Origin of the sequence: Paenibacillus amylolyticus (genome assembly GCF_051136285.1) — a bacterium.
Taxonomy (GTDB): Bacteria; Bacillota; Bacilli; order Paenibacillales; family Paenibacillaceae; genus Paenibacillus; species Paenibacillus amylolyticus_F.
This window is the reverse complement of record NZ_CP194938.1, coordinates 390,356-409,720: the sequence shown is the minus strand read 5'-3', so window position 1 is coordinate 409,720 and position 19,365 is coordinate 390,356. Positions and strand designations below refer to the sequence as shown.

General features: G+C 42.0%; 20 protein-coding genes and 1 pseudogene. 20 read left to right on the top strand and 1 reads right to left on the bottom strand.

What is annotated here, in order from left to right:
- Positions 1-8: 8 nt before the first annotated feature.
- From ACR8BL_RS01875 to ACR8BL_RS01825, 11 genes and pseudogenes are all read left to right on the top strand, one after another.
- Complete coding sequence (locus tag ACR8BL_RS01875; RefSeq protein WP_222128654.1) at positions 9-137, top strand: DUF6254 family protein; 129 nt, start codon at positions 9-11, stop codon at positions 135-137.
- Positions 138-513: 376 nt separating this feature from the next.
- Positions 514-1,551, top strand: coding sequence for an ornithine cyclodeaminase family protein (locus ACR8BL_RS01870; RefSeq protein ID WP_434751035.1), 1,038 nt, complete (start codon positions 514-516; stop codon positions 1,549-1,551).
- A gap of 13 nt (positions 1,552-1,564) precedes the next feature.
- Positions 1,565-2,527 carry a threonine ammonia-lyase gene (locus ACR8BL_RS01865; protein WP_434751034.1) on the top strand — a complete coding sequence of 321 codons (963 nt, stop codon included), beginning with the start codon at positions 1,565-1,567 and terminating at the stop codon, positions 2,525-2,527.
- 222 nt (positions 2,528-2,749) lie between these two features.
- Positions 2,750-3,061, top strand: coding sequence for a nucleoside hydrolase (locus ACR8BL_RS01860; protein WP_434751033.1), 312 nt, complete (start codon positions 2,750-2,752; stop codon positions 3,059-3,061).
- Complete coding sequence (locus ACR8BL_RS01855) at positions 3,058-3,630, top strand: nucleoside hydrolase (RefSeq protein WP_434756532.1); 573 nt, start codon at positions 3,058-3,060, stop codon at positions 3,628-3,630. The genes ACR8BL_RS01860 and ACR8BL_RS01855 overlap by 4 nt, the downstream gene beginning before the upstream one ends.
- A gap of 253 nt (positions 3,631-3,883) precedes the next feature.
- On the top strand, positions 3,884-4,924 hold the full coding sequence (locus tag ACR8BL_RS01850; protein ID WP_434751031.1) for a helix-turn-helix domain-containing protein: 1,041 nt from the start codon (positions 3,884-3,886) through the stop codon (positions 4,922-4,924).
- A gap of 54 nt (positions 4,925-4,978) precedes the next feature.
- Entirely contained in the window at positions 4,979-5,770 is a 792-nt protein-coding gene (locus ACR8BL_RS01845; protein ID WP_434751030.1) for an SDR family NAD(P)-dependent oxidoreductase, read from the top strand.
- Positions 5,771-6,256: 486 nt separating this feature from the next.
- Positions 6,257-7,003: an ABC transporter ATP-binding protein gene (locus ACR8BL_RS01840; RefSeq protein WP_434751029.1), complete on the top strand. Its 747-nt coding sequence runs from the start codon at positions 6,257-6,259 to the stop codon at positions 7,001-7,003.
- Positions 6,987-8,612: a hypothetical protein gene (locus ACR8BL_RS01835; protein ID WP_434751028.1), complete on the top strand. Its 1,626-nt coding sequence runs from the start codon at positions 6,987-6,989 to the stop codon at positions 8,610-8,612. The genes ACR8BL_RS01840 and ACR8BL_RS01835 overlap by 17 nt, the downstream gene beginning before the upstream one ends.
- A 160-nt stretch (positions 8,613-8,772) precedes the next feature.
- Entirely contained in the window at positions 8,773-9,336 is a 564-nt protein-coding gene (locus ACR8BL_RS01830) for a GNAT family N-acetyltransferase (protein ID WP_434751027.1), read from the top strand.
- Positions 9,337-9,568: 232 nt separating this feature from the next.
- A pseudogene (locus ACR8BL_RS01825) lies at positions 9,569-10,168 on the top strand (alpha/beta fold hydrolase); the annotation flags it as partial.
- A 66-nt stretch (positions 10,169-10,234) separates the two neighbouring features.
- Here the strand turns inward: ACR8BL_RS01825 and ACR8BL_RS01820 are convergent.
- Positions 10,235-10,894: a helix-turn-helix transcriptional regulator gene (locus ACR8BL_RS01820; protein ID WP_434751026.1), complete on the bottom strand. Its 660-nt coding sequence runs from the start codon at positions 10,892-10,894 to the stop codon at positions 10,235-10,237.
- A 164-nt stretch (positions 10,895-11,058) separates the two neighbouring features.
- On the opposite strand from ACR8BL_RS01820, the gene ACR8BL_RS01815 reads away from it, so the two are divergent.
- The 9 genes from ACR8BL_RS01815 to ACR8BL_RS01775 all read left to right on the top strand — a co-directional run bounded on the left by ACR8BL_RS01815 (position 11,059) and on the right by ACR8BL_RS01775 (position 19,135).
- Positions 11,059-12,417, top strand: coding sequence for an MFS transporter (locus ACR8BL_RS01815; RefSeq protein ID WP_434751025.1), 1,359 nt, complete (start codon positions 11,059-11,061; stop codon positions 12,415-12,417).
- Between the two features lie 12 nt (positions 12,418-12,429).
- Positions 12,430-12,747 (top strand): winged helix-turn-helix transcriptional regulator, encoded by a 318-nt coding sequence (locus ACR8BL_RS01810; protein WP_434751024.1) that lies wholly within the window; start codon positions 12,430-12,432, stop codon positions 12,745-12,747.
- Between the two features lie 21 nt (positions 12,748-12,768).
- Complete coding sequence (locus ACR8BL_RS01805; RefSeq protein ID WP_434751023.1) at positions 12,769-13,128, top strand: HesB/IscA family protein; 360 nt, start codon at positions 12,769-12,771, stop codon at positions 13,126-13,128.
- A 21-nt stretch (positions 13,129-13,149) separates the two neighbouring features.
- Positions 13,150-13,440 (top strand): HesB/YadR/YfhF family protein, encoded by a 291-nt coding sequence (locus ACR8BL_RS01800; protein ID WP_434751022.1) that lies wholly within the window; start codon positions 13,150-13,152, stop codon positions 13,438-13,440.
- Between the two features lie 579 nt (positions 13,441-14,019).
- Positions 14,020-14,424 (top strand): GNAT family N-acetyltransferase, encoded by a 405-nt coding sequence (locus ACR8BL_RS01795; protein WP_434751021.1) that lies wholly within the window; start codon positions 14,020-14,022, stop codon positions 14,422-14,424.
- 376 nt (positions 14,425-14,800) lie between these two features.
- Positions 14,801-15,667 (top strand): carbohydrate ABC transporter permease, encoded by an 867-nt coding sequence (locus ACR8BL_RS01790; RefSeq protein WP_434751020.1) that lies wholly within the window; start codon positions 14,801-14,803, stop codon positions 15,665-15,667.
- A 16-nt stretch (positions 15,668-15,683) separates the two neighbouring features.
- On the top strand, positions 15,684-16,562 hold the full coding sequence (locus tag ACR8BL_RS01785; protein ID WP_434751019.1) for a carbohydrate ABC transporter permease: 879 nt from the start codon (positions 15,684-15,686) through the stop codon (positions 16,560-16,562).
- Between the two features lie 38 nt (positions 16,563-16,600).
- The gene (locus tag ACR8BL_RS01780; protein WP_434751018.1) at positions 16,601-17,764 is read left to right on the top strand and encodes an efflux RND transporter periplasmic adaptor subunit; all 1,164 of its coding nucleotides are present in this window, start codon (positions 16,601-16,603) and stop codon (positions 17,762-17,764) included.
- Between the two features lie 39 nt (positions 17,765-17,803).
- A complete protein-coding gene (locus tag ACR8BL_RS01775) occupies positions 17,804-19,135 on the top strand; it encodes an extracellular solute-binding protein (protein WP_434751017.1) in 1,332 nt (443 codons plus the stop codon).
- The last annotated feature ends 230 nt before the right edge of the window (positions 19,136-19,365 follow it).

Sequence of the window (19,365 nt, the reverse complement as noted above, 5' to 3'; positions counted from 1 at the left end):
GATCTTGTATGGCTCGCCAGAAGAAAAGGCAGGAAGCTGCTTGGAAGTCACGGAAGCAAGAACAGCACCCTCATGGTAAAATCAGATCGCTCAAAGAAATATCAAGCGAATATGAAGAGAAGAATACTACGGACTAAAAGCATGACTGTCGGCGATATTTGCCGATAGTCATTTTAACATTTACATAAGGACACATGCCACGAGCATTGGAGAAGCGTATACGTTTTACTTCGGGCGAGTGAAATCCACAAAAGATTCCATAGTTAAAGTTATGTAAACCAAAACTCTAAAACGAGTACTTAGGCTGATATCCCCACAGGAATCTTGTTTAGCGCTGAAGGTAAAACAGTATTCCATGCAGCTGAGAGTTATCGTTGTATTCTCCACAAAATTCAGCTAAAATAAAGCTACAAATTTGATATTATGCTTGTTTTTATCCCCGGGTAAAAACGATTAAAGCATTGAGTCTCAATCCCCACTAGGGCCTACGTAATGTAGGAGGGATGAGATTCAATGCTTTTTTTGATAAAGAAGGAGGCATACCAGGTGCGATTTTTAAGTGATAACGATGTCAGACAAGGATTGAATGTACCGCAGGTGATACATCTAGTAGAAACAGTCTACAAGGCTAGGAGTAAACATAACACGGAGACTTGGCCAACGATCTTTTATGATTTTGTTCCAGGCAAGGCAGATATGGACATCAAATCAGGGTATTTGAAGGGTGAAAAGGTATTCGGACATAAAACCATTACATGGTTTGCCGAGAATGAAGCGAAGCAGCTCCCCACCTTAACAGGACTCATAAACGTATTTGATGCCGAAACAGGCAGACCCTTAGGAATAACCGAGGCCTCCTTTATTACTGGCATACGAACAGGCGCTTCGGGAGCGATCGGGGCAAAGTATCTAGCAAGACAGGATTCTGAAACTCTGCTTGTTGTAGGCTCTGGAAACCAAGCGATCTTCCAGATCGCCTGCGCCTTGTCTGTGCTTCCGAACTTGAATACAGTTTGTGTTGCCGCCAGGGATCAAGAAAAGCTGAGTTCTTTTGTTGACGCAATACCACACAGACTTCAATCTGAATTTGGTATGAACATAGAGAACGTTACATTTGCAGCAGCCGAATCGCTGGAACACGCCGTGAAAAGCAGTGATATTATCATCACCGTAACCTCATCGAGAACACCAATCATTAAGAAGGAATGGGTCAGGGAAGGCACACATATTTCTTGCATAGGTGCAGATATGATAGGGAAACAGGAGATTGATTCCAGCCTGATGTCACTAGCATGCCTATTTGTAGATGATAAAGAACACTGTATGCAAGTGGGTGAGGTTGAAATACCGCTGAAGGAAGGCAAGATTACAGAAAGCCATATAAGCGGTGAGATCGGCGATTTGATACTAGGGAAAATAGAGGGAAGAACCTCAAACGAACAAATCACTATATTTGATGCGACAGGTATGGCGATTCTGGATATATATGCAGCAAAAATGGCGTTACAGACTGCAGAGGACCGAAATTTAGGCATTAAAATTGACATCTAGGGGAGAAAGAGAAATGACTTTTAGCTATGAACATGTGTTACAAGCTTATGATCGCATCAAGAAACATCTGAAGCAAACACCACTTGAAGAGTCGTTCTATCTAGGCGATCTGAATAGAAGATACTTTTTCAAACTGGAGTCCTTCCAACGAGCAAAGAGTTTTAAAATCCGAGGCGCATTAAACAAAATGATGACGTTGTCCGAGGAAGAAAAGAACAGAGGCGTTGCCGCCATTTCTTCAGGTAACCACGGTAGTGCTGTGAGTTACGCAGCTTCTATTCTCGGAATTCATCACGTCCAGGTGATTGTTCCCGAAACGACAGCCCAAAGCAAGATTGATAAAATGAACTGTTTTGGGGCAGAAGTGATGAAATTAGGTAAAGATTTTGACGAGGCTCATACGCTCGGCATGAAGTACATTCATGAACATCATTTAACTTATATTGATCCTTACTACGATGATCTGGAAATTTATGGTGGACAAGGGACGATAGGCATTGAAATTTTAGAACAGAACCAAGATATTGATACAATTGTCGTTCCAGTAGGGGGTGGGGGTCTGATTACAGGGATTGCGGTAGCTGCCAAATCGATCAAACCGTCCATCCGAATTGTTGGAGTGCAAACCGAAGCCTGCCCGGCCATGATCAAATCTTACGAAGATCATACCTTATATGAACAATATCCTAGCGAGGAATCCCTCTGTGACGCACTCCTTGGTGGGGTTGGAAAACTGAGTTACGAGATGGCTAAAGATTATGTTGATGATTTGATTGCCGTGTCGGAGCATTCGATTGGCCAAGCCGTAAGTTTTCTGGCGAAAGAAGAAAAATACATTATTGAAGCAGGAAGTGCTACTGTGGTTGCGGCAATTACGGAACACAGAGAACGAATTGGAGGGCAAAATATCGCACTTGTGTTAAGCGGTGGCAACATTGATGGAGATGTACTCCTGAATATTTTGTCTAAATTTTAACCTTTAAAATCCTGAAATGCATTTCGAAGAAACGCTATCATCTCCAAGCTGTGGAATAACCTGTGCATCTGTTTCGGCTAGTTTTGAGGAGCCTGCTCCCCGGACCGATGTCTTAAAATGGGGAATTTATGATAACTGAGTCATATCAAATGTTGGAGATGCAGTATGGGGATTTGCACTGCTCTCTTGTATAGCTGATTTCAGATACAGGAGGCTTAATACATGGAAAAAGTACTGCTTGATACCGATATTGGCGGGGATATAGATGATGCAATCTGTCTGGCTTATTTATTAAGAGAACCACAGTGTAACTTAGTTGGCATTACAACCGTGTGTGGAGAACCAGAGAAGCGGGCGGCCATTGCGAGTGCCATTTGTAAAACAGTCAAGAGGGATATTCCGATTGTTGCTGGATTAGATAAAACGCTGCAGCCTGTGCCTGTTTACCCAACCCCGGACGGTGCGGCAGCATTGTGTAACTGGGAACACGATATCTATGAAAATCGGATGCAGGTGCATTTATGTATGAGATGATCAGGTCTAATCCACATGAAATTGTGCTTCTCGGCATTGGGAACATGACCAATATTGCAACGCTGTTTAACATATATCCTGACGCCTTGTCTCTATTAAAAGGACTTTATGCGATGAATGGATATTTCGGTAAAGAAAATTTGCCCGAAGCCTGTTACAATTGGAACTCATGGGCTGATCCGCATGCTTCCCAAATTGTTTTTGCTGCCCAAATAGCGATTAACCGAGCCATTACACTGGAAATTACAGATCAATTAACGATAGAAGCAGCTAGAGCGGGAGAACTTTTTGTTGCGAATTCGGCGTTAATGAAATCCGTCTTTGATTTTGGGAACTCGTGGTTAGAAAGCTCGAACAAGCTGACCTTACATGACCCACTCGCGGCCGTAAGTATATTTCATCCTGATGTTTGTGAATTCGAAAAAGGTTTTGTCCGCGTTGAAACCCAGGAGGAATCCTTGATGGGGGCGACCTCATTTAGAGCTGATCCTAATGGAAACGTGGAAATTTCCCGAGAAGTCGATAAGAAACGTTTTTATGAAATTTTATCGGGTACATTACAGAGCTAAAGAGATATTCCTAATTAAAGTCGCTAATTTAGCGACTTTTTATGTTATAGGGACAAGTTGTCCATAGTGTTACAATACACCGGAGGTAATTCAAAGAAAGGATTGTTTGGAAAACGGCGTAATTCGTTAGTCTGTTGTCACCCTGTGCTAGTTACATATCAGAAAGTTAAGGGTATCATCATATTCATGAGTCAGCGAAGACGGTGAGGTTTGTCATTCGGGTGTTTCAGTCAGCAGAAGGAGGTGCAAATGAATGTCATCCCATTCCTATAACCGTATCAAAATGCCTCAAGGTTTCTGGGAAGGGCTACGTCAGTTAGGGATTGCCTCACATGATGTAACTCGGAAAGCCGGATTACCGCTTACCATAATTTCCGAAACGACAGTAAGCACCACTCAATATTATGCTATTTGGCAAGCGTATTCTGACCTTACAGGCGATGTTGCCCAAGGAATCATCAGGCTTGCAACCGTTTATGAAGTAACGAAGTATCCGCCGCCGATATTAGCCACATATCATGCCCGTGATTATCGCGATGCATTGCATCGGATGGCCAGGTATAAACAACTCTGTCCTCCTGAAAGCTTAAAGATGGTTGAGATGGGTGAGAAATGTATGATTGATTTGGAGTGGATCGTCACCGATCAAACATGCCCGCCATTACTGGTTGGTCTTACATTAGCATTCCTGCTTGAATTGGGACGTAAAGGAACAGGTCAGCCTCTCACTGCCAGTGCAGTAGAATTTGCCCAGCCGATGGGAGATGTACAAGCACTTGAAGTTTATTTGGGGTGCCCTATCCGAACAGGGGGCAGTAGAAATCGGTTGACGTTACATCGAAAAGACCTGGATCTTCCTTTCCTCACCTACAATGAAGAGTTACTTGAGATTTTGAGCCCTGCACTGGATCATACGCTACATGAATACAAAGTAAATCGTTCCATGTCGGACATCGTTAAATGGATCATGAAGCGTAGCTTGAGCGCCGGATGTCCAGAAGTACAAACCGTCGCTAAGGAATTGGGCATGAGTGACCGCACTTTGCAGCGCCGATTAATGGATGAAAAAACAAGTTTCGTACACCTGCTCACGCAGGCAAGACATGAACAAGCTCGGATGTACTTGACAGACTTATCACTTAATATCAAGGAAGTTGCATTCCTGATTGGATATGAGGACCAGAATTCATTTTACCGTGCATTTCGCGCTTGGGAAGGAGTTACACCTGCCAATTGGCGAAGCAAACATGCGGAGAGATATGCCAAACCAGAAGATACATTTACAGGTAGATAAACACTTATTACATTCAACTAGAAGCCAACTAGACAGAAAAGGGAGAGATGGTTTGTGGAAATGGGATTAAATAACAAAACAGCATTGGTGACAGGATCCACCAAAGGAATCGGTAAAGCGATTGCTATGGAGTTAGCCCAAGAAGGGGTCAACGTACTTATCAATGGACGATGTGCTGAAGAGGTGGAACGAGTCGTTCGCGAAATCAAATCTGTTTATCCGAACACTTCTCCTCAAAATGCGGCTGCAGATATTGTCAACGTCGCTGAACGTGAAGCATTGTGCAAAACGTTCCCACAGGTTGATATTTTGATCAACAACACCGGGATTTACGAAATCATGTCCTATTATGATGTAGACGACACTGTATGGGAAAAATATATTCAAACGAACGTTCTTTCCGCAAACGCACTGACCAAATTTTATTTGCCAACCATGCTGGACAATGGATTCGGAAGGGTCATCTTTATCGCGAGTGAAGAAGCTGTAATGCCTAGACATATGCCGCAATATGCTGTAACCAAATCCATGCTGCTCTCTTTATCGAAGAGTTTAAGCCAATTGACAAAGGGCACGGAAGTAACGGTAAATACCATCATGCCTGGACCAACCCTCTCGGAGAATGTAGAGCAGATCATCGAGAGTGTCATTCAGGATGAGAGTCTGACCTTTGATGAGAAAGAAAATACGTTCATGGCGACCAATCTTCCACAATCTGAGTTGCAGCGCTTCATCAGACCAAGCGAGATCGGAAGACTAGCAACATTTGTATGCAGCCCTTATGCAACGCCATTTAAAGGTTCACCGATCCGTATGGACGGGGGAATGGTTCCAACAATTTACTAGTGAAATTACATCCATAAGTGGTTTACATGGTCAGGAACTAACAAGAGATTATAAAAACAGTCGCTAATTTAGCGGCTGTTTTTACGTTTCCGCTTTTACTATATTCACAATAGACAGAAAACGGAAATTAGATGAGATTTTAACTAAGCCTTAACTAATATGTCATTAAGCTAAGCGATAAGGCTGCTTTATCATGCTTAAAAACATCCTAGCGGACTATCATTGAATAGTTCGTTATCTTTTATTCGCAGATACAACAAGGAATAATATAAATCAAGATCGAATACAAGAAAAGTAATTCTCTAATTTCCCAATATTATCAATTGGATATCATTAAGATGATTTAACTTCTAAAGGGATGTTAATGGCTGTCCTTTTATGAAAATAATTTGAAGGGACTGATCTGTATGAAAACTAAAGAATTATTAAATATGAATACGAACGAGATACAAAAAACGAAATGTTGTGAAAGCGAGGAGCTAATTAATGAGATTGGTATTACAGGATTTAAGGAAGAGTTTTGGTGAGAAAAAGGTACTAGCCGATGTAAATTTCCAATTTGAAAAAGGGAAGATATACGGCCTTCTTGGACGAAATGGTGCTGGAAAAACAACATTATTTAATTGTTTGGGTGGCGAGATTCAAGCGGATAACGGCACGATGAAACTGGTGAACGAATCTACATCACGTGATTTAGAGATGGATGATGTAGGTTACGTATATTCTCTGCCCATGTTACCTGAATTTCTTACTGGATATGAGTTTGTACGTTTTTTTATTGAAGTTAATGGTGATGTGATTGAAGGGCAAGGAAACGATATGGATGGCTTATTCGATATGATACATATGTCACATGAAGACCGCCACAAGCTCATTAAACACTATTCACATGGAATGAAAAATAAAGTTCAAATGTTGTTATTTTTACTCATCAAACCTACAGTGATCCTGCTGGACGAACCGCTTACTTCTTTTGATGTTGTCGTTGCCAGCGAGATGAAACAGCTGTTGCGTGATATGAAAAAGGATCATATCCTCATTTTCTCAACTCATATCTTGCAATTGGCAACAGATCTGTGCGATGAGTTAATTATTTTAAATCATGGGAGTTTGACTTCGATTTCACCTGAAATTCTCACTCAACCCGACTTTGAAGAACAAATTATCAAGTTATTGCGAAATGAAAACGAACTTGGTATGGGGGAGGAGAATGCCGATGCAGGGAATCTTTAGTACGATTTCTCTCATGTGGCAGCTGCAGGTGATTACGTTAGTCAACCGCTTAATATATTTCACGCAAAGGTTACCGGTCGTAGGCATTTTCATTCGTGATCAAACGTATGCTGCTTTCCGGACGAAACGCACACTAGGTGCAATCGCAGTTATTTTAATGTTTGGCGCTGGTTTGTTAGAAAGTTTACTCTACTTCTGGGGAATGCTCGCACTGCCCATCCTTTTATGGACAGAAGATACTAATACGGATCAATTTGCACTTCTTCTTCATATGTATTTTTGCATTAGTGGCGTAATGGGTGGGATAATTAGTGCAAAAGTGTTGGAGTCAAACAAGATGAAATACACTGCCACCAGGCTTATGCGAATCGTTCCAACCCGATTTATGCGAGCTGTTCTGCTTCACCGCTATATAACCTTTTTCTTATATCAAGGGATTTCATTTATCCTGGTTTCCGTTTATTTCAACTTTTCAATTGTTCATGCCTTGCTGGTCGTGGGGATCATAACGTTATGGCGGGTGCTATGCGAATTATTTCATTTGACAGTATTTCAACGGAAGGGCATAGTCTTTGTACAGAAAACATGGGTTATGAGTTTAACAATGTTAATCGCGCTGACTCTTGCATACCTTCCCTTAACCCCATGGGGTATCCCTTTATTTGGGGCTGTAATACTGGATCAAGGATGGCTTGTGACATTGATAATGTTGTCGGGAACTGTCGCTGGGTATGTCCTGTTAAAACATACGGATTATTCCGACGCTGTGCGCGCAGTAACAAACTATGCTGATCCATTGTTAAACATAGAAATCATGTTGGCTGATCTTCAACAACGAATGATCCAGTCGAAAGACAATGATCTGAGCGGGATTCCATCCTCTACACCTCATGTCAGTCAGAAGAGTATCTCAAGCCCAAAGGGATACAAGCAAATTCACCAACTGTTCGTTACGAGGCACGTTAATCTCCTTCGGTTACCGTTTCGCAGACGTTTAATAGCCGTTATGATCATTGGTTTAGTATTATCTTTGTTGGCATTCATCTTCAATGATCACATCTCTCTGGATTACATTGGAAGATTTACCCCTGTACTCATTCTTGCTATGCTAAACCTGACTGTAGGTAGTCAAATCTGCAAAGTTCTGTTCCTCCATTGCGACAGGCCACTTATGCGCTATGCATTTTACCGCAAGCATTCAAAGGTGCATTTCCTTCTAAGATTTAAAAGTTTATTAAGTATGAATCTAAAATTAGGTTTGTTGTTCGCAGCTGTAATGAGTGTACCCATACTCATATTAACCGAGGGACGGAATATAGGTTCACTCCTTGCTATCTGGATTTTGATTATTACGCTGGCTGTTTTCTTCTCATTACATCATCTATTGTTGTACTATGTGTTTCAGCCTTACACAACGGAGTTGGAAACGAATAATCCTTTGTTTACAATCGCGAACAGTCTTATCTCATTAGGCATCGTTGTAGCGATGTTTTTAGGGCCTACACTTTGGGTATTAACTGCTGCCCTAATTGTATTGACTGTAGGTTATCTGTTCAGTGCTGTACCTCTTGTCAGCAATTATGCTGCAAACAATTTTAGAGTAAAATGAGGGGAGTATAGGGCTCATCGTTCTTCGTAAAATGATCTTAATTTAAACGGTAGAGTGTATCCTCCCTTTTGAAAAGAAGGGGGGATTCTGTTATGACGTAACAACATGAATTAACAACTTCAATAGATTGAGGTTTAAATACAATCTGGAGGCGAATAAAGTGCTGGAGTTAGAGTTTACTACCATAGAGGCGTGGGATGAAGCATTGTGGGCGCGGATGAAACCAATCTATCATGAAGCTTTTCCAAGCGGCGCCAAGTCTCAAGCGATTCTACGCAGTATGCTGGATCGTGGAATTGGTTATTTGCACATAGGCGTACATCATGGAGAAGTGGTTGCGATGGCTGTTACTGGACTGGAGGGGAAGGATGCTTACCGCATCCTGATCATCGATTACCTCGCGGTTGAACAGAAGTTGCGCGGGTCGGGCATAGGGGCCTGGATGCTGAGGCAACTCAGAGCCTGGGCGTTAAGGGAACACGGGATCAAAGGTATGCTTATCGAGGCGGAGTCCGGGACAACAGAGCCTCATCAGTTACGCATTCAATTCTGGCAACGCAACGGCTTCATCCTGACCTCTTATGTTCATCAATATAGAATGGTGCCTGAGCCATATCAGGCAATGATGCTGCCACTGGATGGAAGCACGCATGTGCCTGATGATGGTAAGGCACTATTTCGTTATATCAATGCTTTTCATAAGGTTGCTTACCGGAAGAGTTAGACCGCAATTATGGTAGCTCATTGAAACCGTAGCCCTGATCCATTCAGCCCTTCTAGACGATGCTCAATGCGATATTTGGAGGGGGGACTGATTGTAATCTTAATGACGGATCATGATACGAAATCGCAGAAACCACTGTTATTGTACAGATACCGCTTTCGGTGTCATGGCTGCGGTACAGGAAGCATTGCTCTTTTCCAATACGAGAGAGATTGAAGTTTTATCTGCGCTTACCACAGAAAATATGGTTAGTGAAATTCATGAAGCGTTACAGCAGCTTAATATTCATCGTTACACGCTCATGGGTCACTCTATTTCAGGAATTTACGGACTAGACTATGTGAACAAATATCCAAACGAAGTAAGTGCCTTTGTCGGGATTGATAGCAGCGTTCCAACGCAGGGAGGTAACGATGCTCCATTTCCAACTGAAACGTACAAATTGCTTAAAAAATCAGGATTCTACCGATTGTTAATGAAACTGGCCCCTGATCAACTGATTGCACCCGACGTTGATGATGAAACCAGAGAACAAATTAGAATACTTTCACTCAAAAATACGTTTAATCCGAACAACCTGAATGAAGGAGAAAACTTCGGCTCTAATTTCAAAGCAACGGAGAACCTGACCTTTCCCAAAGAACTTCCTGTGATTTTCTTCTTACAAGCGAATGATACCGAAACAAAAAACTGGATACCCTTGCATGAAGAGCAAGTTAAAGATTCTGTGCATGGGAAAGTGATGACATTCGAAGGAGGACATTATTTACACCATACCCGATCCAAAGAAATGGTCGAAAACTTTAGGAAGTTTATGAATGAAATAAAATAAAAGATATCAATAAGGACCGATGTGAAGTAAACAAAAGAGCAATCTCCATTGAGGTTGCTCTTTTCTTCATGGTTTATTTTGCCTGACCGTGTATACGCATTTTGTTCCTCCTGCTAAAAGGTACTCTCCCCGTTCAATATGAACATTATTGCCTAGAACCGTTTTAAATAAATGTAATTCATTCTTGCATAACCCGGTACATACTGCCGCCGCCTCACAGATTGGGCAATGCTTCTCAATAAATAGGAGGCTGCCATCATCCTGTGCCTTAACCTCGGCCATATAACCTTCATTTGTTCGAATTTCGGCCAGTTTCTCCAATTTCTCTCTGACTCCTGATGCATCGCCAAGATGCTGAAGATATTGTTCTTGCATATTTTTATTTCGAACATCCAGCAGCTTGTCCAGCCCTTCATTACCAAAAGCTTCTTTCATCGAATGAATGAGACTGACGGATAAATCGGAATAGCCGCTTGGGAAAAAACGATTAGCCGCAGGAGTTAATATCCATAGCTTGGTGGGTCGACCCATGGGACGGGCCTCTTCCACATTCGTAACTAGTCCTTCTTCTTTCAGCGCATTCAAATGTTGACGAATAGCCATTCCAGACAACGAAAATTGAGAGGAGAGTGCCACAACATCCATGCCACCTCGCTCCTTTAACAGATCAATGATGGCTCTTCGAGTACTGGTGGAGACATCTTTTTTGACTTGATTTCGGCTCATAGTGCATCTCCTTTTGAAGCAACTAAATTTACCTCACTCCCTACATTTTAAACAAAAATGTTGACAAAGTCAAAGTGGAACTGTAGCTTAACATTATAAACAAAAATGTTTACTAAGTATCCGGATACGAGTATACATACCAATTTTCCTGGAGGTCACATTTCATGTCGTCTAATCATCAAGGTATTTTCAGCCCACGTTATTTTGCACTTTCCATAGGAATCATCTTGTCAGTGATGGCCGTTGGATTCGAAGGTTTATCCGTAACCACCATAGCTCCTTCGATTGCTGGAGACTTAAACGGTCTTAGCCTGTTCGGGTGGATATTCAGTACGTATTTGCTTGCGCAGATTATCGGAACGCTGATCGTCGGTCGGATCATAGATAAAAAAGGACCTGCAGCACCGTTTAGTGTTGCACTTCTGTTGTTTATTGTAGGGCTGATTGCTGCCGCAACAGCAGGGGATATGTATATCATGATAGGATCACGGGCTCTGCAGGGTTTGGGTGCCGGAGCTATGATGACTTGTGTGTATACGGCAATATCTTTAAGTTACCCGGATGAGTTACGTGCCAAAATACTTGGAGCATTTGGTACAGCCTATGTTCTTCCGTCCATGCTCGGTCCATATGTAGCAGGTCTTATCGCAGATCAGTGGTCCTGGCGGTTTGTTTTCTGGGGGATCCTACCTGTGCTGGTTGTTTCAGCATTTCTTAGTTTACCTGCTTTCAGGAAATTGAAAGTGCAGAATACGGGAGGGGATAGCGGATCTTCATCCACTTGGATGGCGTTACTCTTAACGATGGGTACAGGGATTTTCCTGGTTGGTCTAAGTAGGCTTCCGAGCATTATGGGATTTGTTTTAGTCACAATTGGTTTCGTATTGATGGTATTTCCTCTCCGTAAATTGCTACCGAAGGGAACACTTACGTTGCGTAGAGGAATGCCAGCAATTCTGGCAACTCGTGGGTTGTTCTTCGCAGCCTATACCAGCACACAGAATTTCTTGGTATTGGCTCTAATCGACGTAAAAGGAATTACACCTTCACAGGCCGGATTAATTGTAGCGAGTGCTGCATTAAGTTGGTGTATCATTGCGTATCTGCAAGGACGGTGGGATGCGGCAGATCAGGGCCGTGGACGTCATATGAGAATTTTTCTTGGGGTATTGTTACTTGCGATAGGGATTGCCATCGTATTTTGGGTACCTGTTGTGACCGTTACCATTGCAGTTATTGGTCAGATCATCGCAGGAGTCGGTATCGGATTGGCGCATCCGATTAGCGGTGTTGTCGCATTTTCCCAGACGGGGGAGGAAGGCGTGGGCCAAACCTCGGCAAATCTGCAATTTGCAGATTCTTTTACACCTGGTGTAGTGATTGGCATCGGTGGTTCCATCCTTGTCGTGTGTCAGGCTGGCGGAATGTCACTTCAATCCGGCTTAATTGTAGCCATGGGTTTTCATCTCTTGTTGATCGTCATGAGTATCATTGCCAGCACTCGGATCTCACCACGCGGATGAATAAGAAAGTGGGTGTACAGACCATTGTTCACTGAAGATTCGAATAAAATATTTACGGCTTATCGTATCATCGGAACGAAATGGACGATCCATATTCTATGTGTTCTGTCTCAAGGCCCGAAGAGATTCGGCGAAATTTTCGAAAGCATTCCTTCAATTTCCGAAATGATCCTCGCCAGACGTCTGAAGGGTCTTCAACATGATCATTTGGTCAAAAGAACAATACGGACACATCCTACACAAATTATTTATGAACTTACAGCAAAAGGAGCTGCCCTTGCTACATTCATCCCCTGTCTAATGGACTGGGATAGAAAATTTTCAAAATGATACCATCAAGGAGGAATGAAGATGATCATCGAGGTCAGTGATATAGCATCGGATAGAATAGTCGAAATTTTATCAAGTTCGGATATCCAAAATGCTTGTCTTAGAGTAGCCGTTGATGAAGGGGGATGCAGTGGTTTATCTTATACCCTTGTCGTGGATGACCAGCAGGCAGAAGAAGACGTTGTATTAAATAAAAAGCAATTTAAGATATTGGTTCACGCGAACAGTATTCCATATATCGATGGTCTTGAGATTGACTATGAAGAAAGCGGAATGTTAGGCGGATTCACCATGAATAATCCAAATGCCAAAGTTTCGTGTGGATGCGGAGCCAGTTTCAGAATGGCCAATTATCGTGGCGAAGTGAAAAAATGTGATTAACTAAGGAAGGAGTGCAGAGCAATGATCTCATTTGTAGTAACTGAACAAGCAATCGATTCATTTAAGAATGAATGGGAATTGGAAGAGGGCCAATATGTAAGGATTTATGCAAAATATGTCGGAGGAGGCTCCGATGCTTTTACGATTGGCATAAATGCGAGTGCTACACCGGTTGATCCCGCATTGGTTCAATCCATTGGAGGATATCATTTCTTTGTTGTTGAAAAAACAGATGCTTGGATTTTACAGGATGAACTTCTTCAAATAGATTGTAATGAAAATGGTATATTTTCAAACAAAATCTCCTATTGAGCATGTAATAAAGAAGGAGCATCTTTATTCGCCGGAATGAAAAACAGGGCTGCAGGAACTAGTGAATTCCTCCATATATAATATATCCAGGATAAATGATAAATCCGGCAATATTATAACGATAACCCTTGATCCATTCATCCTCTATTTGAGGATTCCCTGGCTACTTCTCCAAACTAGCAAAAACCACCGAAATGGCTTTTCGGTGGTTTCATTAAGAAGGAAGATGCCCAGTGATTCATTTTTAATGAATTATCGGATGTTATTAAGAACAGCAATGCCGTTATAATGGGGCCTGTATATTTAATTTCTCACTCCAAGATTCAGAAATTGGTTGAAATGCTCTAATTAGGGTGAGTGGCTGTGACCTAACAGAATTAAATCCTTTTAATCAAGGGAAATTACGCGTGTCCTTTCACTACCACCAACAACACCTCGAAAATTTATTAATGTAAATCAATACAAATTAACTTCAATTAATCCATTTTCTATACATATTTATAATAGTACATTAGTGAATAAAGTTATTATTCACTTTGAGAGAAATCCGTAATTAGTTTTATGAAAGGAAGGTATAGGATGAGTATTTATTACGCTTCAAGCAAAGAGGACATCACTGCGGATGCACTCCAAGAGTTATTTCTTTCGGTAGAATGGGAGTCTGGCAAGTATCCAAACGAGCTTTTACAAGCAATCAGAGGGTCTCATTCCATTGTTACCGCTTGGGAAGGAGGAAAGCTTGTCGGTTTAATAAATGCTTTGTCAGATGGTGTTTTAACGGTATATTTTCATTATATGCTTATTAATCCGAGTTATCAGGGTAAAGGTATTGGCAAGGAAATGATGAATATAATGCTTGATAGATATAGCGAGTGTAAAACAAAAGTATTAATTTCTTATCCTCATGCTGTGGATTTCTATAATAAATTTGGCTTTGATACAGAAGATGGAGCTACACCAATGTTTATCTCAGAGTTGATATGATCGAACTATCGAGAAATGCTAGTTCAGGTTAACAGTAAATAAGCGTTGAGAGACAGAAAAACATATTTCCGTTGCAGTCGCTCGTATGAGGACCACTTTCCAAGTGGTCCTTATTTGCTTGATGCTGTGTATCAAGCAGGAGGGAATGATTTTTAATAGATGAGTCTGATCAAAGACAATAGAAATCGAACGAAAGTCACTCTCGAATGTAGCATCGGTGTTAAGAAACTGCAAAATCAGTAAGAAACTTTAGAAATTTTTAATAATTTACCACTATTTTCTTAAGCAATCTTTTCTAAACTTGAATGCAGAGGGAGGCGAAACAGAAACCTGAATGAAAAACAAATTGACAGTGAAAGGATGAATCTAGAAAACCATGAAAAAATGGCTCCGTAAGGATGCTTCGGCGGCCATGTTCTTCCTTGTGCCAAGCAGCATCGGATTCGCACTCTTTTACCTTATTCCGTTTGCCATGGGCGTGTATTATTCGTTTATGAGCCATTCAGTAGACGGTCATTTTGTGGGGCTCAATAATTATCGTGAGCTACTCGGAAGTACTTCTTTTCTTAAAGCAGCTTCCAACACGTTATACTTTAGCGCGATCAGTGTTCCACTTATGATCATACTGTCATTGGGGCTCGCGATGCTTTTGCATAAAAATGTCTATATCCAAAAATGGCTTCGAACAGCATATGTTATGCCGCTTGTTGTGCCCACCGCTTCGATCATCATGATTTGGCAGATCCTTTTTGATTGGAACGGCTCTCTAAACGCCTGGCTGGACAGTTTCGGATACGATCGTGTGGATTGGATGAAGTCCGAGTCGGCACGCACAGTCGTGATTATCGTGTATATATGGAAGAACATAGGTTATAACGTCATTCTATTCCTTGCCGGGCTGCAGCAAATTCCAAAGGATTACTACGAAACGGCACGAATTGAAGGGGCTGGTCGTTTACGGCAATTCCGGAGTGTCACACTCGTTTACATCACCTCGACGATGTTTTTTGTCGTGATTATGTCGATTATCAACTCATTTAAAGTGTTTCGGGAAACATATCTGATTGCAGGCGATTATCCCCATGACAGTGTTTACATGCTGCAGCACTATATGAATAACATGTTCATATCACTCGACATACAGAAACTAACGGCAGCGGCAACCTTGATGTTTGTCAGTATACTACTGATCGTTCTGGTGCTGTTTGCGATGGAGCGTCGGCATCGGCAGTACATGGAATAGGAGGTGAAATGAGTCTGTGCGATTAGTGTACATATTGAAAAATGGCGTATTAACATTCGGTCTGATTGTTATTGCCTTCATCTTAATATCACCTATTGTGATTATATTCACAAATTCACTGATGACAGAGCAAGAAATTGGGATCAACTATGGCCTGGTTGGGCAAATGACGAAAGCAGCAGTCGGTAGAGAGGGTATATTTGCAAACTTGAAATTGATACCGGATAAGGTGTCCTTGGCACAGTACGGGAAGGTATTCATCGACAATCCAAAATATCTAATGATGTTCTGGAATTCGGTGTTCATGGTGGTGCCGATTATTGCAGGTCAGACTCTTGTTGCGGCTCTGGCTGCCTATGCATTCTCCAAGCTGAAATTTCGCGGCCGAGACTCCATGTTTTTGGTATATGTCATGACGATGCTCATGCCATTTCAAGTCACGCTGGTACCGAATTATATTATGGTCGATCGGCTTGGGATGCTGAATAGTATAAGTGCCATCATTGTTCCTGGCATCTTTGCAGCTTTTGGCGTGTTTATGCTCAGACAATTCATGCTGGACATTCCTTACGCTTATATTGAAGCTGCCAAAATGGACGGAGCAGGTCATTTGCGGATTTTTGTAACGATGATTGTTCCAATGATCAAGCCAGGGTTAGCCGCACTTGTGATCCTGCTTTTCGTTGATTATTGGAACATGGTGGAACAGCCGCTTATTTTTTTGAATGACCCGTTCAAGCAACCGCTGTCCGTCTTTTTATCCACAATTAATCAAAGTGAGCGGGGTATGGCTTTTGCTGCATCGATGCTCTATATGGCTCCGATGGTGATGGTATTTCTGTATGCGGAGTCGTATTTCATTGAGGGCATTCAATTATCCGGCGTTAAAGGTTAAATTTTCAGTGCGGCTTTTGGGAGGAGAGAAGAAAGGATATGGAGTTAGGTTCAGGGGCTGCCGAGCAGAGACGAAAGCGAATCATTGTAGTCGTGTTCATCAGTTTTATGGGATTGCTGCTGCTATTCACATTGTTCAGCAACACGCTGCAATCGCTGACCTTACCGAAAGTGACCACGGAGCAGCCTAAAAAGGGAGGTATTCCTTTAGTTATCGAAGGTAGCGGAATCCTTCAGCCGATCGCTGAAGCGAAGTTATCCGGTTCAACCAACTGGAAAACTCAGCAGATTCATGTGAAAGAAGGTGATCGTGTCAAGAAAGGACAGAAGCTTATCACCTATGACAGTAAACCGGCAAAACAAGATATTGAAGTTGAAGTAACGAATCTGGAAAAGCAGAAGATCGATCAGCAGAGTTTTCAGGACCAGTTTATTCTGGCGTCTTTTGAAGAAGATGAACTCAAGCGGCGCAGCGCACAACGTGATATTGAAAAAGGCAAACTTGATATCGCTGCACAGGAGCGCAAGATCAACGAAATGAGAGAGCATGTGTCCAAAAATCAGGTGCTGACCGCTCCGTTCGAAGCTATTATAACAAAGCTGAACGCGGTAGAAGGACTGGCTTCCACAGGAGAGCCGGATATCATTGTCTCGAAAAGCAGCCAAGGGTACAGATTCGAGGTTAGAGTGGATGCAAAGCGTCTGTCTACCTTAGGCATATCCATCGGAGAACGGATCAAGGTAGAGGTAGATACAGATCAAGAGCAGCAAGCCAGAAGCATGGATGGCATCCTTGAAGAAATCAATAATGAGAAGCCACTTATAGAGGGGTCATCTGAATCTGATGAAGGAGTGGGGGTGGTAACCATACCTCAAAAGATTCTCCGCATTAAGCTCCTCGATGCCAAACTGAAAGGAGGTGAGCAGGCTCGGATCAGAATCGAGAAAAGTTCTCTCGATCAAGGTCTGCTTGTTTCCAATGGAGCTATTCATCAGGACCGGCAAGGCACTTATGTTTTTGTAGTGGACCAGAGACCTGGTGCACTTGGTAATGTATTTGTTGTCCGTAAAGTGGACATTAAGTCCAGCGAGAAGAATGACAAAGAAACGATGATCCAGACCGACAGCATCTATGCAGAGGATAAAATCATTCTGAACAGCAGCGAGCCTATGCAGGATGGCGACCGTATTCGCTTGGAATAGGGAGACGTAATAATAAAAAGAGATCAGGAGGAATTTAGAATGAAAAAGTGGATTTTGCTCCTTGCTATGGGGACAATCATTACGAGTTTAACCGCGTGTGCTTCAGAGGAAAGCAGTACATCGGCTAAAGTTAAATCGAAAGATGGCAGAACAGTACTTACGCTGTCCGTGACAGAGTCAAATCCATTTTATCAAACGGTGGAGAAAAAATTCGAAGAGAAATATCCCGAAATCGATTTGCAAATCAATGCATATAAAACGGGCGAGCAATGGGGCCAAGGCGAATTCGAAAAATACCGGAATTCAATGAATACAGCCATGTTATCGGGAAAAAGCATGGATATCATTGAAATTGACAGCCTGCCACTTAAAGAATATGTGAGCAAAGGTTTTCTTCTCAACATGAACGATTTGCTCAAGCAAGATCAGACATTGGATAAAAACGATTTGCAAATGAATATTTTGAACGGTTTAAAGATGAATGATGGAATGTATACGATTCCTTTGGGGTATATGTTACGAGTATTTGTAGGAGATGAGGCGATGCTGAACAAAGCAGATGCTCAATTTGATGACAAGACATGGAACTGGAAGGAATTTGAGAAGGTTTCAAAGGAAGTCATTCAAAAGGAAAACGGACAGGATAAGATTTATGCTTTAGCATCCTACCCGCCGGAGCTCCTTTTTCAAGAAATGCTTTATGAGAACTACGCCGCATTCGTCGATCCTTCAGCCCAAAAGGCAACATTTGATTCTCCCGAATTTGTCAATATGTTGGAGCAAGTTAAACAAATGTACCAGGATAAGATTGTGACATCGGAAGAGTCAAAGCGGGGCAATCAAATATTTAGCTCAACGCCGATTACGTCGCCAATTGATTTTATCGAAGGGCCCTACATGTTATTTGATCAACCCAAGCTGTTGCAATCACCGCAAGCGGGAGAAAACGGAAATCGCAAGGGATCGCGAATTTCTATCATGGCACAATTCGCAATTCATGCCAAATCACCCGTAAAAGATGAAGCCTGGAAGTTCATTAACTTCTTATTGTCGGAAGAAGTGCAGATGCTGCAAGATCGAGAAGGATTCTCGATGCTTAAATCCGTGAATGAAAAGAAGATTGAGGAGCTGCATGAAAAAGTTAAAAATGGCGAATACAAGCTTTCGAGTGGGGAGATGGCAAAAGTACCGGATGAACAGTTCACCGTGTTTAAACAAGTTGTTCAATCCGCCGATCAATATGTAGACCTGGACGTTAAAGTGTTAGGTATTGCCGGAGAAGAGTCCCTCGCATTCTTTGGTGGACAGAAAACGGCAGAGGAAGTAGCCAAGCTGATCCAAAACCGGGTCACCACCTATCTAAACGAATAACTGAACTTCATGAGCTCATCATAGGAGTGATCGACCCGAGCAAAAAATCTATTGAAAAGATATTAACGCTCGGTACCGATTGAACTTTAGCAACAATAAATTATTCTCCATGAACTTGAATACCAACTTGAGGTCGAGGGACAAGAACATATTCCTAATGAAGTCGCTATTTTAGCGGCTTTTTTATTTAATCATTACAAATTCGTTTAGCAAATACTTTAGCAAATAAA

Coding starts and splice junctions, on each gene's coding strand:
- ACR8BL_RS01855 (WP_434756532.1), top strand. CDS start 3,058: ATGATCAGGTCTAATCCACATGAAATTGTGCTTCTCGGCATTGGGAAC.
- ACR8BL_RS01805 (WP_434751023.1), top strand. CDS start 12,769: ATGATCATCGAGGTCAGTGATATAGCATCGGATAGAATAGTCGAAATT.
- ACR8BL_RS01815 (WP_434751025.1), top strand. CDS start 11,059: ATGTCGTCTAATCATCAAGGTATTTTCAGCCCACGTTATTTTGCACTT.
- ACR8BL_RS01865 (WP_434751034.1), top strand. CDS start 1,565: ATGACTTTTAGCTATGAACATGTGTTACAAGCTTATGATCGCATCAAG.
- ACR8BL_RS01870 (WP_434751035.1), top strand. CDS start 514: ATGCTTTTTTTGATAAAGAAGGAGGCATACCAGGTGCGATTTTTAAGT.
- ACR8BL_RS01775 (WP_434751017.1), top strand. CDS start 17,804: ATGAAAAAGTGGATTTTGCTCCTTGCTATGGGGACAATCATTACGAGT.
- ACR8BL_RS01835 (WP_434751028.1), top strand. CDS start 6,987: ATGCAGGGAATCTTTAGTACGATTTCTCTCATGTGGCAGCTGCAGGTG.
- ACR8BL_RS01820 (WP_434751026.1), bottom strand. CDS start 10,894: ATGAGCCGAAATCAAGTCAAAAAAGATGTCTCCACCAGTACTCGAAGA.
- ACR8BL_RS01840 (WP_434751029.1), top strand. CDS start 6,257: ATGAGATTGGTATTACAGGATTTAAGGAAGAGTTTTGGTGAGAAAAAG.
- ACR8BL_RS01780 (WP_434751018.1), top strand. CDS start 16,601: ATGGAGTTAGGTTCAGGGGCTGCCGAGCAGAGACGAAAGCGAATCATT.
- ACR8BL_RS01795 (WP_434751021.1), top strand. CDS start 14,020: ATGAGTATTTATTACGCTTCAAGCAAAGAGGACATCACTGCGGATGCA.
- ACR8BL_RS01860 (WP_434751033.1), top strand. CDS start 2,750: ATGGAAAAAGTACTGCTTGATACCGATATTGGCGGGGATATAGATGAT.
- ACR8BL_RS01800 (WP_434751022.1), top strand. CDS start 13,150: ATGATCTCATTTGTAGTAACTGAACAAGCAATCGATTCATTTAAGAAT.
- ACR8BL_RS01790 (WP_434751020.1), top strand. CDS start 14,801: ATGAAAAAATGGCTCCGTAAGGATGCTTCGGCGGCCATGTTCTTCCTT.
- ACR8BL_RS01875 (WP_222128654.1), top strand. CDS start 9: ATGGCTCGCCAGAAGAAAAGGCAGGAAGCTGCTTGGAAGTCACGGAAG.
- ACR8BL_RS01850 (WP_434751031.1), top strand. CDS start 3,884: ATGTCATCCCATTCCTATAACCGTATCAAAATGCCTCAAGGTTTCTGG.